This window comes from Seonamhaeicola sp. ABD4_340 (genome assembly GCF_056312135.1).
The window spans coordinates 2,444,615-2,468,215 of sequence record NZ_CM149981.1; the positions used below are offsets into that span (position 1 = coordinate 2,444,615).

Annotated in this window: 14 protein-coding genes; 13 read left to right on the forward strand and 1 reads right to left on the reverse strand. The window is 35.0% G+C overall.

Annotated elements, in window-relative coordinates; genetic code table 11:
- The first annotated feature begins 31 nt into the window (after positions 1-31).
- Together ACYX4H_RS10505 and galB are read left to right on the forward strand one after the other, a co-directional pair.
- Positions 32-1,528: a sulfatase family protein gene (locus ACYX4H_RS10505; protein WP_476236198.1), complete on the forward strand. Its 1,497-nt coding sequence runs from the start codon at positions 32-34 to the stop codon at positions 1,526-1,528.
- Positions 1,529-1,556: 28 nt separating this feature from the next.
- Entirely contained in the window at positions 1,557-4,010 is a 2,454-nt protein-coding gene (gene galB / locus ACYX4H_RS10510) for a beta-galactosidase GalB (RefSeq protein WP_476236199.1), read from the forward strand.
- 56 nt (positions 4,011-4,066) lie between these two features.
- On the opposite strand, the gene ACYX4H_RS10515 is transcribed toward galB, so the two are convergent.
- Positions 4,067-5,089 carry a LacI family DNA-binding transcriptional regulator gene (locus ACYX4H_RS10515; protein WP_476236200.1) on the reverse strand — a complete coding sequence of 341 codons (1,023 nt, stop codon included), beginning with the start codon at positions 5,087-5,089 and terminating at the stop codon, positions 4,067-4,069.
- 138 nt (positions 5,090-5,227) lie between these two features.
- Here ACYX4H_RS10515 and ACYX4H_RS10520 point away from each other — a divergent pair, with 138 nt between their 5' ends.
- Genes ACYX4H_RS10520 through ACYX4H_RS10570 form a run of 11 tightly spaced genes read left to right on the forward strand, consistent with a single transcriptional unit; the run spans position 5,228 to position 23,601 of the window.
- Complete coding sequence (locus tag ACYX4H_RS10520) at positions 5,228-6,883, forward strand: sodium:solute symporter family protein (protein WP_476236201.1); 1,656 nt, start codon at positions 5,228-5,230, stop codon at positions 6,881-6,883.
- Positions 6,884-6,906: 23 nt separating this feature from the next.
- On the forward strand, positions 6,907-9,186 hold the full coding sequence (locus ACYX4H_RS10525) for an FAD-dependent oxidoreductase (protein ID WP_476236202.1): 2,280 nt from the start codon (positions 6,907-6,909) through the stop codon (positions 9,184-9,186).
- 14 nt (positions 9,187-9,200) lie between these two features.
- Positions 9,201-12,227, forward strand: coding sequence for a glycoside hydrolase family 2 TIM barrel-domain containing protein (locus ACYX4H_RS10530; protein ID WP_476236203.1), 3,027 nt, complete (start codon positions 9,201-9,203; stop codon positions 12,225-12,227).
- A 37-nt stretch (positions 12,228-12,264) separates the two neighbouring features.
- Positions 12,265-13,395, forward strand: coding sequence for a glycoside hydrolase family protein (locus ACYX4H_RS10535; RefSeq protein WP_476236205.1), 1,131 nt, complete (start codon positions 12,265-12,267; stop codon positions 13,393-13,395).
- 5 nt (positions 13,396-13,400) lie between these two features.
- Complete coding sequence (locus ACYX4H_RS10540; protein WP_476236206.1) at positions 13,401-15,122, forward strand: glycoside hydrolase family 2 protein; 1,722 nt, start codon at positions 13,401-13,403, stop codon at positions 15,120-15,122.
- Positions 15,110-16,357 carry a family 16 glycosylhydrolase gene (locus tag ACYX4H_RS10545; RefSeq protein WP_476236207.1) on the forward strand — a complete coding sequence of 416 codons (1,248 nt, stop codon included), beginning with the start codon at positions 15,110-15,112 and terminating at the stop codon, positions 16,355-16,357. Before ACYX4H_RS10540 ends, ACYX4H_RS10545 begins: the two co-directional genes overlap by 13 nt.
- Positions 16,358-16,389: 32 nt before the next feature.
- A complete protein-coding gene (locus ACYX4H_RS10550; RefSeq protein WP_476236208.1) occupies positions 16,390-17,673 on the forward strand; it encodes a glycoside hydrolase family 117 protein in 1,284 nt (427 codons plus the stop codon).
- Positions 17,674-17,686: 13 nt separating this feature from the next.
- Positions 17,687-18,973, forward strand: a complete 1,287-nt coding sequence (locus ACYX4H_RS10555) for a glycoside hydrolase family 117 protein (RefSeq protein WP_476236209.1) — start codon at positions 17,687-17,689, stop codon at positions 18,971-18,973.
- 13 nt (positions 18,974-18,986) lie between these two features.
- Positions 18,987-19,805, forward strand: a complete 819-nt coding sequence (locus ACYX4H_RS10560) for a hypothetical protein (protein WP_476236210.1) — start codon at positions 18,987-18,989, stop codon at positions 19,803-19,805.
- Between the two features lie 18 nt (positions 19,806-19,823).
- A complete protein-coding gene (locus ACYX4H_RS10565) occupies positions 19,824-22,151 on the forward strand; it encodes a hypothetical protein (RefSeq protein WP_476236211.1) in 2,328 nt (775 codons plus the stop codon).
- The gene (locus ACYX4H_RS10570; RefSeq protein WP_476236213.1) at positions 22,144-23,601 is read left to right on the forward strand and encodes a sulfatase family protein; all 1,458 of its coding nucleotides are present in this window, start codon (positions 22,144-22,146) and stop codon (positions 23,599-23,601) included. The genes ACYX4H_RS10565 and ACYX4H_RS10570 overlap by 8 nt, the downstream gene beginning before the upstream one ends.

The following is a 23,601-nucleotide window of genomic DNA, read 5'->3' on the forward strand; positions in this document are numbered from 1 at the left end:
ATTAAAGAAAAAATTATAAACGACTCTAAACATGAAAACTAAACTTATTCCACTTTTATTTCTGCTATTGGCCACAGCTGTCTATGCTCAAGATAAACCAAATATCATCTGGATTTTTAGTGATGATCACTCCTATCAAACCATTGGAGCTTATGGCGGTAGGCTGCAAGAAATAAACCCAACACCTAATTTAGATAAATTAGCTTCAGAAGGTATGATTTTTAATAAATGTTATGTTGAAAACTCCATTTGTGCACCTAGTAGAGCCGCTTTGTTAACTGGTAAAATGAGTCATTTAAATGGAAAATTCACCAATACAAAAAGGCATCCTTTTAATCATGATCAGCAACAGTTTCAAAAGATTCTAAGAAAAAATGGGTATCAAACAGCAATGATTGGTAAAATCCATTTAGATGGTAATATGCAAGGCTTTGATTATTGGGAAGTTTTATTAGGTCAAGGCTCTTATGTAAATCCGGTGTTACTTTCAGAAGAAGGTGAAAAAAAATACCAAGGTTACACAACCAATATAATAACAGACAAATCTTTAGACTGGTTAGAAAACAAGCGCGATAAAAGTAAGCCTTTCATGATGATGTTGCACCATAAAGCACCACACAGAGCTTGGGTGCCTAGTAGAGAGCACATGACTTTATACGAAGACATTACAATTCCAGAGCCAGATAATATGTTTGATGATTACAAAACAAGAACTACTGCGGCAAACGGACAAACCATGAGCATTTTAAAAGACATGAATTTGCACAGAGATTTAAAAATGATTGAGGCCGAAAATGATTATTGGAAAGTAACAAAAGGCATTGATGATAGATTTGATGCCAGAAGAGAAAAATATAAAAACCTTGATTTAAAAGGAGATGAATTATTGAAGTTGAAGTACCAAATCTACATGAAAGATTATTTACGATGTATTTATAGTGTAGACCAAAATATAGGTCGTGTTATGGCATATTTAAAAGAATCAGGCTTAGATAAAAATACCATTGTAATGTATTCGTCAGACCAAGGATTTTATATGGGAGAACACGGTTGGTTTGATAAACGTTTTATTTATGAAGAATCTTTTAGAACACCGCTAATTGTAAAGTGGCCGGGGCAAACCAAACCAGGAAGCGTAAATAAAGATTTAGTACAAAACATAGACTTTGCCGAAACCTTTTTAGACATAGCTGGAGCTCCAATTCCAGACGACATGCAAGGAAAAAGCCTAGTGCCCATTTTAAAAGGTAAAACACCTAAAGATTGGAGAAAAAACCTCTATTATCATTATTACGAATATCCAGGAGCACACTCAGTACGTAGGCATGAAGGTATAGCAAATAAACGCTATAAACTCATTAGGTTTTATGGGGAAGACGTTAAAAATGGCGAAGAATGGGAGTTTTACGATTTAAAGAAAGACCCTGCCGAAATGAATAATTTGTATCCAAAATTAAAAAATAGCAGTAAAATTTCAGAAATGAAAAAAGAACTGTTAAAACTAAAAAAACAATATAAAGTAATTTAATACCAATTTAAAATTCAAAATAAAAACAATGAACAAACTATTTAGTTTACTCTGTTTTGTGGCCTTAAGTATAAGTAGCTTATGCGCACAAAATTTAAATTTTAACGACTCTTGGAAGTTTTATAATGATAAAGCAGAAGGTGCCGAAAATATATCTTTTGATGATTCAAAATGGCGAGATTTGAATCTCCCACACGATTGGGCTATTGAAGGACCTTTTGATGTAAAATATAACGCCCGCGCAGGCGGATTACCTTTTCACGGTACAGGTTGGTATCGCAAACATTTTAAGATGGATGCAAATGCCAAAGGTAAAGTGGTGCGTTTAGAATTTGAAGGCGCTATGTACAATGCGCATGTATGGGTTAATGGGGAATTTGTTGGTAATCGCCCATACGGATACATTGGATTTGAATTTGATGTAAGTAAGTATTTAAAATATGATGGTTCAGATAATGTAGTAGCTGTGAGATTAACACCCGAAGATTTATCTTCAAGATGGTATCCTGGAGCAGGTTTATACCGTTCCGTTTGGTTAAAAATTGATAACCCTGTGCATGTTGAACAATGGGGTGTTTATATCACCACACCAACAGTGTCTGAAAAATTAGGTGTAGTTCAAAATGAAACCACCGTTGTAAATAAAACCGTATTACCAGTAACTGTAAATGTAAAACACGAATACTTTTCACCTGATGGCAAATTAGCTGTCACTATAGATGACGATATTAAAATTGAAGCAAATTCAAAAGCAGTGTCTGGAACTTGGGTAAATGTTGAAAACCCTAAAATATGGGATACCAAAACGCCTCATATTTATAAAGCGGTTACTACAATTACTCAAAACGGAAAAGTTATTGATACCTATAATTCCACTTTTGGTTTCCGTTCTATTTCCTATACCACCGAAGGGTTCTTTCTTAATGGTAAAAAAGTAAGATTTAATGGGGTTTGTTTACACCATGATAATGGGGCTTTAGGTGCTGCTGTTTACAGAAGAGCAGATGAACGTAAACTTCAAATTATGAAAAGTATGGGAGTAAACGCTGTTAGAACCAGTCATAATCCACCATCAAGAGAGTTTTTAGAATTGTGTGATGAGTTAGGGTTGATGGTGTTAGATGAAGCTTTTGATGTTTGGGCAGAAGAAAAAGTACCTAACGGATATAATTTGTTTTTTGAAGAATGGGCAGAACGCGATATTAAAGACATGGTGAGAAGAGATAGAAATCATCCATCTGTTGTAATGTGGAGTACAGGAAACGAAATTCATGAGCAGCATAACAAAACAGAAGGCTGGAAAATGGCAAGAATGCTACATAACTATTGTAAAGAAATTGACCCAACACGCCCTACAACTTTAGGAATGAACAATTTTGAAGCACCTTATAAAATGAATTTTGCGGCACAGTCTGATATTGCTGGAATTAATTATAAGCCAACAAAATATGGCTATATTCATGAAACTTATCCGCAATTGGCGTTGTACGGTTCAGAAACTTCAAGTTGTACCAGTAGTAGAGGTGTTTATCATTTGCCAATAGAAAAGTACCAAACTCATGAATCTAAACACGTTACAAGTTATGACTTAATTGGTCCACCATGGGCATATCCACCAGATGTAGAATTCCATTTTCAGGAGCAAAACCCACATATAATGGGAGAGTTTATCTGGACAGGTTTCGATTATTTAGGAGAACCAACGCCATATGGCGGAAAGGACAACTCAACAAATGGGTATTGGAATGCCGATTGGCCATCACGTAGTTCTTATTTTGGAGCCGTAGATTTATGTGGTTTCCCAAAAGATAGATTCTTTTTATATCAAAGTCAATGGACAACCGAACCTATGATTCACTTACTACCACATTGGAACTGGAAAGGCATGGAAGGACAAACCATTCCTGTGTATTGTTATACGAATTGCGATAGTGCCGAGTTATTTGTAAACGGAAAATCAATGGGTAAACGTGTTAAAGGTAAAGATTTAACAGAATTAAAGGTTGATTTTTTAAGGTACGAACCAAAAACATTTCAGTCTAAATATAGACTGTCTTGGGATGTACCATACGAAGCAGGAACAATTAAAGTAGTTGGTTATAAAGATGGAAAACAAATTTTAGAAAAACAGATAAATACAGCAGGAAAGCCAGCAAAAATAAGCTTATCTGTTGATAGAGAAGAAATAAATGCAGATGGTGAAGATTTAGCTTATGTAACAGTTAGAATTGAAGATAAAAACGGAAACTTATGCCCGAATGCAGATAACCTAGTAAACTTTTATGTAAAAGGAACAGGTGAATTATTAGCTGTTGATAACGGAAACCAAACCAGTGTAGAGTCTTTTCAAGCAAATCACAGAAAAGCTTTTAGCGGTATGTGTTTAGCTGTTGTGAAAGCAAAAGATATTAAAGGGAAAATTACATTGTACGCAAAATCTAGAGGATTGAAGTCTTCAAAAATTGAAGTAATTTCTAAATAATACAAATAACCTTAAAACTAAAAGCCAGTATCTTAAATATGAGTTGCTGGCTTTTTTTAAAGCACAAGTTTATCTTTAATAGATGATTGCCTAATATTAAATTCGCCATTCATAACAATAGTTTCAATAGGTGCGTTTTCATCTTCAATTCGTTTAAGCAAAAGTTCAGCAGCTTTTTTAGCCATATCATATGTTGGTTGTTTCACGCTACTTAACGGTGGGCTCATCAATTCAGCTATTCTAGTTTCGGTAAAACCTACAAAAGCTACGTCTTTAGGAACAGCGTAACCATTTTCTTTAAGCTTTTTAATGGCACCAAGGGCAACCATATCATTCACACAAAAAAAGGCATTTGGTATATCATGGTTAAAAATTAAATCTTCAATAACTTCCATACCTTCTTTAGCTAATAAACCGGCTTCAATAATTTTATAGTTTTCTTTAGGGAAATTATGTTTATTCATTGCTTTTTTGAAACCCTGAACACGTTCATATGAAACAGATAAATCTTTATAGCCAGACAGGTGATATATTTTTTTATAACCCTGCCTAATTAAATGTTCGGTGGCAAAAAAACTCCATTTTAAATTATTAAAAACTACTTTTGAAACTGGCACGGTTTCTTCTATTCTATTTAAAAACACAATAGGGTAGCCATCTTTAATTCTGTCTTGGTAGTATTTCATGTTTCTATTGCCGGTGGTTGGCGCAACAATTAACCCATCAACCATGTTGCTAATTAAGGTTTGAGCATTCATAAGCTCTAAATCTTCATTTTCATCAGATTGCATTACCAAAACTTGATATCCTTTCAAAATTAAAAACTCTTGAAGTGCAATTACAATTTCAGAATAATATTCGTTTATAAATTCAGGTACAACAACACCAATATTTAAAGATCTTTTTTGGCTTAGTTTTTTAGCAATTGGGTTAGGCATGTAGCCCATTTCTTCAGCAGTTTTTAAAATGAGTGCTTTGGTTTCTTTTTTAATATCATATTTATCATTGAAGGCTCTTGATACTGTAGAAACCGAAACATTCAATTTTTTTGCTATGTCTTTAATGGTGTAGTGTTTCATGAGGGTAAATATAGTGATTTTCGGTAACGTTTTCGGAAATTTATATTGTTTTCGGTAACGTTTCCGAAGATATATTTAAGGCTTTTTAGTTTAGATATATGTTCTGGGGTTATCTTTAAAAGAAATTAATCTTTTTTTATGAATAATATTGATATTATTGTCATATTGGTGTTTACAGCACTAGTTTTTATCTGCGGTATGAGTTTCTCAAAAGCAGGCAAAAATATGAAGTCGTTTTTTGCTGCAGGAGGCGCATTGCCTTGGTGGATGAGTGGCTTATCGCTTTTTATGAGTTTCTTTTCTGCAGGTACATTTGTAGTTTGGGGCTCCATTGCTTACTCAAGTGGTTGGGTAGCAGTTTCTGTGCAATGGACTATGTGTATTGCAGGAATTATAATTGGGTTCTTTATAGCTCCTAAATGGCAAAAAACAAAAGCTTTAACAGCTGCAGAATATATTACAGACCGCTTTGGGAAGACCACACAAAAAACATATACTTATCTATTTTTATTCATTTCATTATTCACAACAGGCGCTTTTTTATACCCAGTGGCTAAAATTGTAGAAGTATCTACAGGAATTCCTATAGTTACAAGTATAATTGTTTTAGGAATTCTAATTCTTATTTATACGGCAGTTGGCGGCTTGTGGGCTGTAATTGTAACAGATGTTTTACAATTTATTGTACTAACTGCTGCTGTTTTAATAGTGCTGCCGTTATCATTTAATAAAATTGGTGGTATTGATAATTTCATAGCAAAAGCACCTGAACGATTTTTTGAGTTTACAAATAATGAGTATTCGGGGTTATTTATGGTAGCTTTTTGTTTGTATAACTTATTCTTTATTGCCGGAAACTGGGCATATGTGCAGCGCTATACCAGTGTAGCAACTCCAAAAGATGCAAAGAAAGTTGGTTGGTTGTTTGGAGCGCTATATACAATAAGTCCGTTAATTTGGATGTTGCCTCCAATGATATACAGAGTACTAAATCCAGATTTACAAAATTTAGCAGATGAAGGAGCGTATTTACTAATGTGTAAAGAGGTATTACCAGTAGGCATGTTAGGGTTAATGTTAGGAGGCATGGTGTTTGCAACTTCAAGTTCTGTAAATACAACACTTAACATTTCAGCTGGAGTATTAACAAATGATTTGTACAAAAATATATTCCCTAATACAAGTGGTGAAAAGTTAATGAGGGTTGCTAAAATTGCAACAGTGGTTTTAGGAATATTAACCATTATTGTAGCGCTGTTAGTACCGTATTTAGGGGGTATTGTAGAAGTAGTATTGAGTTTAGGAGCAATAACTGGTGGCGCTATGTTTTTGCCGCCACTTTGGTCTCTGTTTTCAAAACATCAAACAGGGAAAACCATATTATTTGTAACAATTACATCATTAATAATTAATTCATTTTTTAAGTTTATTGCTCCAGAAATGTTAGGTATTTCCTTAAGTCGCGCTATAGAAATGGCTGTTGGTATGGGCGTGCCAATATTATTAATGGCTTTACTAGAAATTTATTTAATAAAAACCAATAGTGATACTTCAGCCTACGATAATTACGAAAAAATTAGAAAGGAAAAATTGGTCAATGCTACAGCAGAAACATCAGGAGATGATTCTGAAGGAAATAAAAGAGGAACTAAAGTTATTGGTATAGGCGTAGCTTCTACAGGTGTACTTATATTAATACTATCATTTTTAGCAGAGTCAGCAACTACGTTAGTGGCCGGTATGGGAATAGCTATTCTAATACTTGGGGCATTCATAATAAAAAAATCAAAATAGTATAAAAATAAAATTGCGTTTCAATGATAATAGAAACTTTCAATAAAGAAAAAAGAAACAATAAAACAATCACTCTTGAGTGCGATTTAAGCATAACAGGAGGTGGAACTGCCGGTGTTTGTGCTGCAATTACAGCAGCCAGACAAGGTACTAAAGTAGTGTTAATACAAGATAGACCTGTTTTAGGCGGTAATGGTTCATCTGAAGTGCGTTTATGGATTTTAGGAGCCACTTCACACATGGGCAACAACAACCGTTGGTCTCGTGAAGGCGGTGTTATGGATGAAATTTTAGTTGAAAATTTATACCGAAACCCAGAAGGTAATGCTGTAATTTTTGATACTGTTTTACTTGAAAAAGTGTTAAATGAAGAAAACATAACGTTACTTTTAAATACAAGCGTTTATGATGTTACCAAATCTAGTGATACACAAATAGAGTCTGTAACAGCATTTAATTCTCAAAATTCAACCCAATATATTGTTAAAGCACCATTGTTTTGTGATGCTTCAGGTGATGGTATTGTAGCCTTTAAAGCAGGTGCATCATTTAGAATGGGAGCAGAACCAAAAGAAGAATTTGGTGAGTTGTTTGCGCCAGATAAATCTTATGGAGAGCTTCTAGGGCACTCAATGTATTTCTACAGTAAAAATACCGATAAACCGGTGAAATTTAAAGCACCAGAATTTGCTTTAAAAGATATAAAACAAATTCCAAGATACAAAGCCATTGGTAAAGATGATAAAGGGTGCCGTTTTTGGTGGTTTGAATATGGCGGACGAATGGATACCATTCACGATACCGAGCATATTAAATATGAACTTTGGAAGGTAATTTACGGTGTTTGGGATTACATAAAAAATTCAGGTGAGTTTGAAGATGTTGATAATATGACCTTAGAATGGGTTGGTACTATACCAGGAAAACGCGAAAGCCGTCGTTTTGAAGGACTGTACATGATGAAACAACAAGACGTTATTGAACAACAAACGTTTGATGATGCTATTGCACACGGTGGTTGGGCCATAGATTTACATCCTGCCGATGGGGTTTACAGTAACCTTTCGGCTTGTACACAATGGCACTCAAAAGGGGTGTACCAAATTCCGTATCGTTCGTTTGTAAGTAAAGATATTGATAATTTATTTTTAGCAGGCAGAATAATAAGTGCAACACACGTTGCTTTTGGCTCTACGCGTGTTATGGCTACAACAGGTTTTTGCGCTCAAGCCGTTGGTATGGCAGCTTCAATTTGTACTGAAAAACAACTAAAACCTGCCGATATTTTAAAAAATAATGAAATTAAAAACCTTCAAAATAGATTAAATATTGAAGGGCAAAGTATACCAGATATTCCAATAAAAGCAGAAACTAATTTGTTAAATGAAGCTGAGGTTGAAGCCTCTTCAGAATTGCAATTAAGTGAAATACCTTCAGATGGAAAATGGTTTCAATTAAATATTTCGGCGGCTCAATTATTACCTTTAAAAGCTAAAGAAAACTACCAATTTAAAGTATTGGTAAAAGCTGAAAAAGCAACAAGTTTACATGTAGAACTAAGAACTTCAGAAAAAAGTAAAAACTACACACCAGAAGTTATTTTAGATACACAAACCTTCAATTTACAAGAAGGAGAGCAAACTATAAGTGTTAGTTTTTCAAACGGAATGCCTCAAAATCAGTACGGTTTTGTAACGTTTTTAACAAATGAAAATGTAAGTATAAAAACAAGTAAAAAGCGCTATTCAGGAGTTCTGTCGGTTTTTAATGGTGTTAACAAAGCCGTGTCAAATAACGGAAAACAAGTGCCACCACCAAACATTGGTGTAGATGAGTTTGAATTTTGGACACCACACCGCAGGCCCGAAGGTGAAAATATAGCCATGGCAATTACCCCAGCAATTAAAGCATTTAATGCTGAAAATTTAGGCAATGGTTATGTGCGTCCGTGGGGTCAAGTTAATGCGTGGGTTGCCAGTTTAAATGATAAAACGCCAACTTTAAAAGTAGCTTGGAATGAGGTTAAAGAAATATCAGAAATTAAATTGTTTTTAGATCCAGATTACGATCATCCTTTAGAGTCAACCCTTATGGGCCACCCCGAAGAAATAGTTCCTTTTATGCTTAAAAATTATGTAATAAAAGATTTAGAAGGTAATACTTTACAAACAGTTGAAAATAACTACCAAGCCATAAACAAATTGAAGTTTAAAGAGCCGGTAAAGTTAAACGGATTTGTAATAGAGGCAGAACATCCATCAAAAGATGTACCAGCAGCAATTTTTGAAATATTATGTAAATAATGGTATTTTTAAATATGAAACATCTTTTTTTAATTTTCATCACATTTATATTTTTTGGATGCAACACTTCAACTGAAAAAAATAAAATAGTAGGTGTTGATGAATTCTCATTAAATGGTAAATGGAAATTCAATGCTATTTACGGGCAAGGTTACAACTACTTAAATGTTGAAGAAACCACCTCAGATATTATTATTGATAATACAGATAAAAGTAGAGTTGAGCTAAAAGGTAATTGGAAACTATCAACAAAAAAAAATAGAAGTTCTAATTTTTACGGTGAAAATTATTATTCAAAGTTTTTCAAAGAAGATCAAAAAGATGAAGGTGAAAATTATGTGCGTTTTCGTCCAAAAATTAAAACCTCAGGGTATTATGAAGCATTTGTAACCCATCCGTTTTCATCACATCAGACGGTTCAATGTAATGTGAATCACGCAGATGGAAAAACAGCGAATTATGTAAGTCAAAGATTGTATTGCGGAGAGTGGATTAGTATTGGTATTTATCAATTTAACAAGGAAGATGATAATTACTTAGAGATTACTGCGGTTACAGAAGGGCAAGTAGCGGCAGATGCGGTGATGTTTAAACCCATTTCTAAAGAAAAATACTTAGAGGCAAAAAAATTACCAAGTCAAGTTTTCAAAACAGATTTTGATGATAGCAAATGGTATGATTTAAAAGTGCCTGGGCATTGGGGAATGATTAATTCGTTCTCTAACTATACAGGTTTAGGTTGGTATCGAAAATCATTTGAATTACCACCAAGTTGGTCTGCCCAACAAGATGAAAGAATTCGTATACAATTTGGAGCCGTTTATCATTTAGCAAAAGTTTATGTAAATGGTGAATATGTTGGTAAACATCAAGGTGGACTAACACCTTTTGAGTTAGATATAACCGACTTTGTAAAGTTTGGAGAAGAAAATGTAATTGCCGTAGAAGTTAATAACGCTTTTATTGTAGGCGCTACTTGGAATTGGGGCGGTATTATTAGAGATGTCACAATTAATAAAAACAAAGATGTACGTATTCAACATCAATATATTCATGCCGAACCTGATTTAAATACTGGTACTGCAGATGTTAGTTTAAAAGTGAGATTAGAAAATAACTCCAATAAATTAAGAGCCATAAATGTGCTTTCAAAAATTAAAGAAGTAGAAAATATAATTTTATCTCAAGAAGGTGTTGAAGTAGAGCCAAATAGTACAAAAACAATAGAGTTAAAAGGCAAATTAAATGCCAGCAACGTTAAGTTATGGCATTTTGATGAACCAAATTTGTATACGCTTCAAACTACTATTTTTGAAAATGAAAATACCTTAGATTTTGAGATAGACAAATTCGGAATTAGAAAAATAGAATTAACAGATTCTCAATTAATTTTAAACGGAGAACCTATTAGAACAGGTGGCTTTAACCGCGTAAGTGAACAACGTTATTTTGGCTCTTCAGAACCCATTGAAGTTTTAGAAAAAGACGTAGACTTAATGAAACAATCAGGAGCTAATTTCATGCGTATTATGCATGGAACTCAAAATGAAAAACTAATTGAGTTATGCGACAGGAAAGGTATTTTATTGTTTGAAGAAGTTAATGTACGCCAACTATCTAACCCAGAATTTACAGCACCAGAGTACCCATTGGTTAAATCTTGGCTGAAGGAAATGATAGAAAGAGATGCTAATCATCCAAGTATTATTGGTTGGAGTGTTGGTAATGAACTGGCTTACCATTATGATTACGCAAAAAAAATGATGGAGTATGTACGTGTTGAATTGGATGAACACAGAATATTAACCTGTGTGAGTAACAGTGGGCAAAAAGATGAATATACCCGCGAAACAGACCCCAATACTCATGTAGATTTAATTATGCATAACATGTACAGGTGGCAAGGTCAGCCACAAGATATTTTAAATACCTTAAGAGAAAAATGGCCAAACAAACCTGTTTTTATTTCAGAGTATGGCTTTGACCCCTACCCAACAGCATCCTTAGATGGCGACAAACCAATAGTTTCTGAATGGAACGCCCATTACAGAGGTAAGAACGAATTTGTAATTGGTACGTCTATGTGGACTTTTAACGATTATAGAAGTGGATACGCAGGAACTTCCGCTGAAGAAAATAGAGTTTGGGGTGTTGTAAATGTTTGGGGGCAAAAAAGACGTTTGTTTGATAGATTTCAAAAAGAAAACAGTCCAGTTGAAGTTTTTGATGTAGCTAATGTAGACATGTCAAAAAAAGAAACCTCTGTAAAAATAAAAACCAAAGCACTTTCAAATTACCCAAGTTATACTTTGAAAAATTATAAGTTGATTTATACGTTCTCAAATGAAGAAGGCGAAAGCGTATTTCAAACTGAGGTTGATTTACCAATATTGGCACCAGGGACTTCTTGGGATGGTAATATCACTTGGGAAAATATTGAGAAACCATATAGCTTAAAGGTTCAAATAATTAATCCGTTAGGTTATGAAAGGGCTAAAAAAGAAATATTCTTTAAGGTTCCAAATGCTCCTACCATAAAACAAGTGATTGCAGGAAACAGAAAAGCAAGAATCTATTTTGATAAAGCGTTTGGTATACAAGAATACAAGGCTGCTTATAAAACCAATGGCAGCGATTTTCATTATTCTGAACCAACAATTTCAGATTTTATTACACTAGATAGTTTGTCTGGTAAAAATTATGAAGTAGCTTTAATAGCAATAAATGGTAAAGGAGAGAGTAAGCCTTCCGAAGTTATAAAAGTTACAATGAATAACAAGTTGTTACCACCAGTGATATGGCATTCTTTTATAACCGATAATAAATTAGTGATTGGATATTCAAGCGATTTTGAAGATGGTTTATACACTGTAAAATATGGTACTTCAAAAGATAATTTAGATAAAGAATTTACTTCAAATGTAAGAGGAATGATGTCGATAGATTTAAATGGAGAAAAACCACTTTTCTGTCAGATAAAGCGAACATCTATAACAGGTGAAAGCGCATGGTCTAACATAGTAAAAGCCAACCAAAACTAATACATAAAACAACAATTAAAGAAATTAATTATATAACATGAATAATATTAAACTAATAGTGTGTAGCTTATTATTTATAGTAATAGCTATCTCTTGTGGAAAAAAACAAGACAAACAGGGAGCAAAGAAGGAAGCTGTTATAGACTACCAAATTGAGTTTGAAAAAGTATCTCCAAAATCAGTTTTTGTAAACGATACAATGAGTATTTGGGGCGGTTCATTAGTTAAAGGCGAAGATAACCTTTACCACATGTTCTATTCAATTTGGCCAAAAAATATTGGTTGGGAATGGGTTAATTATTCTATCATAGCTCATGCCACCTCAAAGTCTCCATTTGGTCCTTTTGAATATAAAGGCGATGCTTTACCAGATAGAGGCACTAAATTTTGGGATGGTTCCACAACACACAATCCTACGGTACACAAATTCAACGGTAAATATTACCTGTATTATATGGGTAATAAGGGCGATAAAAAAATTGTTAGCGTTCCAGGAAAACAAAAAATAAACTGGGTACACAGAAACAATCAAAGAATAGGTGTGGCTGTTGCAGATACACCAAATGGCCCATGGAAACGCTATGATAACCCCGTTTTAGATATTACATACAACGATTCTTTGGCACACGATGCGCTTATGACATCAAACCCCTCAGTTTGCCAAATGGCAGATGGTAAAATTTTAATGGTGTATAAAGCTGTTGGAAAAAAAGGAAAAATGCCAAATGGTGGACCAGTAGTGCATATGGTAGCTATTGCAGACTCGCCAACAGGACCTTTTAAAAAATACCCAAATCCTGTGTTTACTTTTGAAGGAGAAACGTTTCCTGCAGAAGATCCATACATTTGGTATCAAGATGGCAAATACCGCGCTATTGTAAAGCGTATTAAACATGAAGGAAAAAAACGTGTATTCTCTTTGGTTCATTATGATTCTGAAGATGGCATAAAATGGAATCAAGCCAAACATTTTGAGATATCAGACCGCACAGTAACATTCACTGATGGTAGAAAAATAAAATTTGACCACCTTGAGCGTCCGCAAGTGTTTGTTGAAAACGGAGAGCCTGTGGCGCTTTTATGTGCTGCCGATACTATTGATGTTAATAATGTACGTCATTCATTTAACATTCAAATTCCTTTAAAAATTACTAAGCATAAAAATTAATAGCCGTGAAAATTCAAATGTATCTTCTTTTAATGTTTGTTGTTCTATTTAGTTGTAATAACACCCAAAAGGACATTGTAGGAAACCGTATATCCTTAAACGGAACATGGAATTTTTACGCTTCAAATGATGTGAATGAAACAGAAGTTTTAACACAAAGCACCATAAAATGGGATACAATACAAGTACCTGGAAATTGGGATACTCGTGAACGCTATTCAGAATATGTTGGAAAAGCATATTACCAAAAAGAATTTAGTTTACCTAAAAATTGGAAAAGCAAACAAATAAGATTAAAATTTGATGCCGTTTATGAAACTGCCAAAGTTTGGTTAAACGGTAAGTTTTTAGGTGAACATGTAGGCGGTTATACACCTTTTGAGTTTAATATAACAGATGAAGTATATTTTCAAAAATCTAACTCAGTGGTGGTTATGGCCAATAACACATATAAACGCGGTGCTTGGTGGGCATGGGGCGGTATCAGTAGAGATGTTTCTCTACTAGCCAATAATAATGTTAGAATTGTTTACCAACACATTACTTCAGAGCCAGATTTTGAGACTAATAAAGTTAACTTCATTATTAAATATAAGTTAGAAAACAACGGAGCGGAACAAGCTTCTGTAAAAATACATTCAAATATAGCAGGTATTCATAAAGATTCTCTATCTGTAACTATAGATAAAAATGCCGAAGCAGTATCATATTTAAAGTTTGAAAAACCACTTTCCGATGTAAAACTGTGGCATTTTAATCATCCTAATTTATATGAATTACAAAGCACTATTTCAAAAAATAATGATCAATTAGATACAGCTTCTGATAAATTCGGAATCAGAAAATTTGAAGTTCGTGGTGAACAATTCTTCTTAAACAATGAAGCCGTTAGAATGAATGGTGTAAATCGTGTACATGACCATCCCGCCTACGGAAATACAGAACCAGATCATTTAGTAAAGCAAGATATGCTTGATATTAAATACAACTTAGGCTGTAATTTTTCTAGGTTAATGCATGCTCCGCTTTCAAAAAACATTTTAAAATTATGCGATAGTATTGGTTTTTTATTAGTTGAAGAAATTCCTGTTTGGGGAGAAAAAGACCCAAATTCAGTTCCTAATAACCCTGTTACAAAAAGATGGTTAGAGGAAATGGTAGAGCGTGATTATAATCATCCGTCAGTGGTTGCTTGGAGTGTTGGTAATGAATTAAGAACTGTTGAACCTAAATGGGGAAAACAACATTTAACAAAAGACCAATATGATTATGTAAATGAAATGATTGATTATGTTGGAACATTAGATAAAACAAGACTAAAAACCTACGTGAGCAACACATCATATCAAGGTGGCGAAATAGGAAATGAACCTTATGAAAAAGTAGATTTTTTATGTGTAAATAGCTATGGGCATGCCATTAAAATTATAGAAAAAGTACACGATAAGTTTCCAGGGAAACCCATGTTTATTTCTGAAATTGGAAAAGGTCAAATTGGTCCAGCACCCGAAGCCGTTTTGCATGATGACCTCGCTACTTGGTTAAAAGAACTAAAAGAATACCCTTTTATAACAGGTGTATCAATTTGGAGTTATAATGATTATAGAAGTAACTACAAAGGCACACCAGAATCTGGTTTTAGAGAATGGGGTATTGTAGATGAAAGACGAAACAAAAAGAAAGCATACAATCAACTTAAAGAAGCATATAAAACATGGGGAAATTAATTAATATTTGTTTAGTTGTATTCAGTGTATTGTTTTCAAGTGAAGTTGTGGCTCAATTACCATCGCATATTGAAGACAAGTACCAATTAGTTTGGGAAGATGATTTTAATTATAAAAATGAAGCCCTTGATAAACAATGGGAATCAGCTAACCATTCAAGTTTTAATCTGTATTGTAGCCGTTGGCGAGAAAATGCGGTGGTTAGAAATGGCGAATTACATTTAGATATTAGAAAGGAGAGACGCGGAGGGCAAGATTGGACTGCAGGTAGTGTTTGGACCAAAAAGAAGTTTAAATACGGCTATTTTGAATGTCGCTATAAATATGCGGGTGGAGAAGCCACCAATAATTCGTTTTGGTTAATGACAAAACCGAGAAAGCAACCTCAAGAAGGAGCTATTTTTGAAATTGATATAAATGAAGGTCACTATCCAAACGAAATAAGTACCAATATTCACAATTGGTCCGATATCACTGTTTTGCCAAATGGAAAGAAGACACATCCAAGTTTTAATAAGATGTACTATTTTGGAACCAAGCCAGATTATTCTATTCAATTAGAGTTGCCTATAGAAACACAAAAAGTACGATTTGTATCCAAAAATGCTTCAAAATTCAATGTTGGAGAGTTCAGAATTTATAATGTTATAGAATCTGGAGAGTATCCGGTAGTGTTGTCAGAAACAGCGGATACAGATATTCCAGGATTAGTTAACCATGCAAGAGCAGAGAATGTTACCATTTCATCTAGTGGTTCTTTTAACGGAAAACCATCTGAAAATCGTTTAGTAGATGGAAACCCCTTTACATCTTGGACTACTCAAAAAGAAGGAGAAAAGTGGGTAGAATTTTCATGGGATAAACCTATTACAGTTGGATGTGTGCAGTTTGTTAATGGCTGGAGAGCTAAAAATGATACTTGGAAATCTTTAATTCATGATTATAAAATTCAATATCTTAAAGATGGCGAATGGAGAGATATATCTGTTTTAGATGCATCTGAAACTAACGATTTTTCTGAGGAGTGGCATACTTACGGCTTAGAGTGGACCAAGGATGAATTAGTGTTTTATTTTGACGGCAAAGAATTACGACGAACTAAAAACGAATTCTGCCACAGTGAAGCCCCAATTTGGTTAAGTCTGGCTTTAATAAAATGGCATGGAACTCTAAAAGATGATTTAGATGGAAAAAGCATGAAAGTAGATTACGTCAAATATTATCAAGCTAAATAAAATTCGAAAAACAAAGACTAAACAATAAAACAATGAAAAAACTAACTCTTTTACTGCTTTTAATTGGTGTGGTAAGTTGCCAAAAGCAATCAAAGCAATCGGCAGACAATAAAGACCAAGAGCCATTTCCTTATACCATTACAGATAGCACAAAAAACAGAACCTTAAGTTCGGCAATGGATAGAAGTTTTAACCACTACAGCAACATTCACCCTCGAAATAACGAGCTATATACAAATTTTAAATATACCGAGTTAAAGGGTTTTGATTATAATGGGCATGACGGAACCGTGTCCAGAAGAGACCCTTCAAAAGTGATTTTTGAAAACGGAAAATATTATGTGTGGTACACCAAACGTGATACACCTGTAATTCCTGTTGGTGCAAAAAACGCAGAAAAGAGCAACGATACCATCCCATCTACAGATTGGGATTTATCAGAAATCTGGTATGCCACTAGTGAAGATGGGTTCACTTGGGAAGAGCAAGGTGTTGCTGTGCCTCGTCCACCAAAACCTGAAGTAGGTTGGCGCTCAGTAACCACTACAGATATTTTAAAGTGGAAAGGTAAGTACTATTTGTACTATCAAGGCTTTATGGAAGCCAGTGGAAAACGAGGAGATTACTGTCCAGTAACAGCTTCTTATGCAGATTCTCCTGATGGGCCTTGGACTCCGGCTGGAAAAATTGTGATTGAAAACGGACCAGAAGGCGCTTGGGACCAATATGCCATTCACGACCCATATCCTTTAGTACATGATGGTAAGATTTATATTTATTACAAATCAGCTTTTAACAGACCAAACCCAGTTTGGGTTGGTGGTGGTTTGGTAACTGGTGATAATCCGTTAGGACCATTTGAAAAGCACCCTTTAAATCCGGTAACAACTTCTGGACATGAAGTAACACTGTTTCCTTTTAAAGAAGGTTTAGGAGCCATTGTTGCCAAGGATGGAACGGAGCATTTTACCATTCAATATGCCGAAGACTGGGTAAACTTTGAAATCGCCTCTATTTGTGAGTTGGTACCTGTAGCAACAGGGCCTTTTGTTCCAGATGCCTTTACAGATACTAAATACGGAAGAGGTATTACATGGGGAATGTCTCATTTTGTTAATGCCGGTAAATATGGCGTGAATCCCCATTCTATTTTAGTGCGTTTTGATTGTGATTTAAGTTTAGATGTTGATGACCCTGCTATGAAAGCAACAGGTATTCGTCATAATCTAGATGTTTATTACAGGCAAGGTCTGAATAAAAAACAACGGGAGCGCATTGCTGAACAAAATAAAAAACTAAGGGAAGCTAGTAACTAGTTAAAAAAGAATAATGAAGTTTAAAACAATTTTATATGTTGCATTGGCCTTAAATTTGATATGGTCATGTGAAAAAGTAGAAGAAAAAAAAGAAACAACTTCAGTAGAAGAAGGTGTATTCCCTTTCGCATTACCTGAGGAAAAACCAAATATCCCTTTGAGTGCAGCGTCAAAACGCATGTTTGAATATGATACGCCAAGGGCACAAGACAATGAATTGTTTACCCAGTTTAAATATACAAGACTAAAAGGGTTTGATTATAACAATGGCGACGGAACGGTTTCCAGACGCGACCCCTCTAGACCAATTTTAGTAGATGGAAAATACTATATATGGTACACAAAACGTCATACAAAAGTACCGCCAGTTGGTTGGGATAGAGCAAAGGAAGCAACCGATGAAATTCCTTCAACAGACTGGGATTTAGCAGATATATGGTATGCTACAAGTGAAGATGGTATAAATTGGGAAGAAAAAGGACCAGCTGTAACACGTCCAGAAAAACCTAAATCAGGATGGCGTTCTTTAGCTACACCAGATATTTTAGTTTGGGAAGGTAAATATTATTTATACTACCAAGCTTTTGATGAACCTAGTGGTTTAAGAGGAGATTTATGTCCAGTATCGGTTTCTTATGCAGATTCCCCTGAAGGTCCTTGGACACATGGTGGAGATGCTGTCATTCCATTCGGTAAACCTGGGGAATGGGATCAAAATGCTACGCATGACCCACACCCAATAATTTTTAATAGTAAAATTCATATTTACTATAAAGCCGCTTATAATAAATGGCCAGATAAAAGAGATAAATATGCCGTGGCACATGGTTTGGTTTTATCTGATAATCCGTTAGGACCTTTCGAAAAACATCCTTTAAATCCGGTGATGCAATCGGGTCATGAAACAACATACTGGCCTTTCAAAGATGGTATCGCTACCTTAGCTATCAAAGATGGTAATGAAAGAGAAACCATTCAGTTTTCTAAAGATGGCGCGAATTTTGAAATAGCTTCAAAAGTGTCATTTGCACCAACAGCGGCAGCACCATTTATCCCCAATTTATTTGAAAAGGAAGGGAACAATCGTGGGTTTAAATGGGGCTTAAGTCACTTTGTAAATGCAGGAACACCCAAAGCAGCCTATTCCATAATGGCTAGATTTGATTGTGATTTAAGTTTGGATTATGATGAACCAGGGTTTAAAAAGACTGGTGTATGGCACGACCCTGAGGTGTATTTTGCACAGGGTATGGATAACTTGTATAATCACCCAGAAGGACGATATAAAAAGAAGGAATAATTTATAGATGAAAATGAAAAAAATATTTTTTAGTGTTGTAATAATTGCTGCATGTATTGTAAAGGGATTTGCTCAAGAACCACCAAAGAAGGTAAGAGCTAAATATGAAACTAAAATTGATTGGAATATTTCGGACAATTTTAGCTCTCTAGATAGAAGCAAATGGACTTTTAGAAGACCGGATAAGTTAACTGGTGATAGTGAAAAATATGTAAGTATAGTAGATAAATCATATGTAAGTATTCATTGTGATGTGTCCGATAAAAAAGGAGGTGGTATCTCTGGTTTAAACTACTGCCGTTTTGGTTTTTTTGTGACTAAATTCAGAATTAGAGGCATAGAAACCAACGGGCCTAAATCTCACACACATCCTGCCATTTGGGGGTATAGAAATAATATGGGCGTAGAAAACAGAAATGCCCCAGTTGAAGGTGATGATTGGATGGAGCTAGATTGGGTAGAATACTACGCATGGAGTAAACAAAATTGTTGGGATATTGATGCGCCACCGAATTTAGATACCAAAAGACATAAAGAGCTAATTAGCGTTATGCTAGAGCATGATGTGAAAACTAAATTTGGAGATTGGGAAGTTGTAGGCTTAGAGTTTCATCCAGATTATATGCAAGCCTGGGAATTTGTTAATGGTGAATGGCAAAAATTAGGTAGAAAAGTGCCTGCAGGAAAAGAACAAACTCGAGATGTTATGAAAAATACATGCTTTCAAAATATGCACTGGATTATATCAAACGGCTATTTCGGTCATAAAAATGGATCGGATGATGATTCTTGGCTAGATGTAGATTATTTCCATTATTATCCTTTAAAATAAATAAAAATTTAAATGCAAATGAAACTTAAATTAACATTATCTATCATATTTCTAAGTTTAGGGTTAAATAATTTAATTGCCCAGAAAGATTTTAATTTTACAGAACTACTTCCAGAAAAGTTTGATAAAGCAAACATCATTCAAGAAGAAAATTATAATGTTTGGGGTACCAATATCCTAAAAGGTAAAGACGGAAAGTACCACGCCATTTACTCGCGTTGGCCAAAGTCTAGAGGACATCATGGTTGGGTAACCCATTCTGAAATTGCACATGCGGTTTCTGAAAACTTAACAGGACCTTACAAGTTTAAAAATGTGGTATTACCTGCACGTGGAAACAAATATTGGGATGGTGACTGTACACATAATCCACATGTAATTGAGCAAGATGGAAAGTATTACCTATACCATATGGGTAATCATGGTAGTGGGTATTGGGATAATACACCAGATGACCGCATGCCTTCTATTAAAAAGGATAAAGAATGGTGGGTTAATAGAAACAACCAACGTATTGGTGTTGCAGTTACAGATGATTTAAATGGAGAGTGGAAACGTTTTGATAAACCATTAATTGATGCCACCAACGGACGTTGGATGACTTCTACCCCAACAGTTACCAGAAGAAATGATGGTAAGTTTTTAATGGCATATAAGTATGTGGAGGCGCACCCGAAATTTAAAAATGGTAAAGTAGTGCACGTAACAGCAACAGCTAGTTCTCCATTAGGACCATTTACGGATACTAATATTCCGTTTATTACACATCCAACAGCTTCTTTTGCAATAGATGATCATGTTGAATGGATTTTCAACGGAAATTATTATTGTTTAGCAAAAGATTCGCGAGGTGCTTGGGGGAAACATCCAGACGGTTCTACATTGTTGTTTGAAGGCGATGATATGGGCTTCGATTGGAAACCAGCTAAGAACTTTGTAGTGATAAAAGCAGGAAAAATTGAATGGACAGATGGTACCGTTACCAAAACTCAACGAACGGCCGATATGCCAAAATTCTACATGGAAAACGGTATTCCTAAGGCTTTGATAATTGCAATTCTTCCGAAAGGTAGTGAAGATTCTTATTCATTGGTAATTCCATTAAAAACACCTAAACCTGGAACGGAAGCATTTCCTTATCAGGTGACTGAGTATTCAGATGACTATAAGTTAAGCGCTGCTTTAGACAGAAGTTTTAATCAATACCCTTCACACGTAAATGCAGAAAATGAATTGTATAGCCAATTCAAATATACCAAATTAACTGGTTTAGATTATAATGATGGCGATGCTACCATAACACGAAGAGACCCATCAAAAGTACTGTATGAAGATGGTAAATACTATGTTTGGTATACAAAGCGCGAAACGCCTGTAGCCCCAACAAAAAGGTATACTAAGGACTATAAATCATCTGAAGGACAAAGCACATGGAACGATACCATTCCAACAACCGATTGGGATTTAGCAGAAGTTTGGTATGCTACAAGTAAAGACGGATTCCATTGGGAAGAGCAAGGTGTTGCGGTTAAAAGGCCAGAATATCCAATACCAGGTTGGAGGGCTGTTGCAACGCCAGATATCTTAAAGTTTAAAGGAAAATACTATATATACTATCAAGCTTTTACAGAGCCAAGTGGTGTAAGAGGTGACTACTGTCCGGTTGGAGTAGCATATGCCGATAATATTAATGGTCCGTGGACGCACGTTAACGATGTTGTTATTCCAACAGGAGCAAAGGGAGAATGGGATCAGTTTGCCATTCAAGCACCAACACCTTTAGTTCACGATGGTAAAATTTATGTGTATTATAAGGCGGCATTCAACAGACCTGGCACGGTATGGAGTGGTATCGGTTTAGCAATTTCTGATAATCCGTTAGGGCCTTTTAAAAAGCATGAGCTAAACCCCGTTCAGAATTCAGGACATGAGATTTGTTTCTTCCCTTGGAAAGAAGGTGTAGCATCTTTAACAATTCGTGATGGTTCAGAGCATTTCACCATTCAATATGCAAAAGATTGGGTGAATTTTGATGTCATGGCCATTACAGAGTTCATGCCAACTGGCCCAAATGCTTATATTCCTGATGCTTTTGAAGATAATGGTAATGGTCGAGGTATCACTTGGGGAATAGGTCACTTTATTAATTTCACTGGAAAAAACACGAAAGGGTGGCATTCAGAATTATATCGTTTTGATTGTGATTTAAGTTTAGATGTTCATGACCCAGAAATGAAATACCATAATTATCGTTTAGATCCGCAGTTTTATTTCAATTTAGGGTTAAGCGATAAACAAAAAGAAAGAATTAAAAAACAAAATGAGGAAGTTAGAAACAATGAATAAACTAAGCATATTATTTACGGCTTTAGTATTAACGTTTGCAACGTCTTGCAAGGACAAGGGATCTAAAGAAGAAAAGCCAGCTGTTCGTCCAAACATCATTTGGATTAATGCAGATGATTTAGGGAGGGAATTAGCCTGTTATGGCAACCCTGACATTAAAACGCCTCACATAGATAAATTGGCACAACAAGGTACGTTATATGCAAATGCATATTCAAATGCGCCCATTTGTTCGTCTAGTAGGTCGTCTCAAATTACAGGAATGTATCCAACAACAGTTAATTGCTTAGACCACAGAACCATTAACATGACCCAACTTCCTGATGGGATTAAACCAATTACCGATTATTTTAAGGAAGCAGGTTATTTCATTGCCAATGGAAGTGGCAAAGACTACTTGAAGAAAGGTGGTAAAAAGGATTATAACTTCGTTCCTGCTGTGAAATACGATGGAAAGGATTGGAGTGAGCGAGCAGAAGGACAACCTTTCTTTGCACAGGTTCAGATTAAATACCCGCATCGTGTGTTTGAACATCATGAAACAAATCCAATAAACCCAGAAACAGTAAAACTTCCAGGTTGCTATCCAGAGCATCCATTATTAAAAGCAGATTGGGCTTTATACTTAGAATCTGTTCAAAAATGTGATGATATTGTAGGTTGGGTCATGAAACGATTGGAAGACGAAGGTTTAGCAGAAAATACCATAGTGTTCTTTTTCGGTGATCATGGGCGTCCGCATTTAAGAGATAAGCAATTTTTATATGAAGGCGGACTTCAAATTCCGTTAATAGTGAGGTGGCCAAATAAAGTTGATGCAAACAAAGTAGATGATAGATTAGTAAGTTTGGTAGATGTTGCAGCAACAACTATGAAAATTTCAGGCTTGGAAGCGCCTTATAAATTACACGGAAAAGTATTTATAGGAGAGGGGCAAGAAAAACGAGACTATGTTTATGGGTTCCGTGAAAGAGCAGGTGATGCTGCAGATGCTATTAGAAGTATTACTGACGGACGTTACAAGCTTATTTGGAATCAAGAACCGGAAAGACCGTGGATGCAATTATCAAGCTATAAACGCAGTGAATATCCTGCTTTTACTGTGTATAGAGTGCTTCATGAAAAAGGAGAATTAAAAGCACCCTATAACCAGTTTATGGCCGAAAGCAGACCAGAATTTGAATTTTTCGATTTAAAAGATGACCCGAATGAGTTCAATAATTTGGTAGATGATGCATCTTATTCAGAGCATCTAAATAGATTAAAATCAGAACTTCTGAGCAAACTAAAAGTTTACGATAAAAATCAAGTTCCAGAGTCTGAAGAAACCGTTCAAAAAGGGGTAAATGGCTCTCAAAATTACTTCAAAAAGAAGATGAAAAAATTAGGGTTGCCAGAAGCACCTTCTGATGAAGAATTGTTAGATTATTGGAATAAAACACTTCTATAA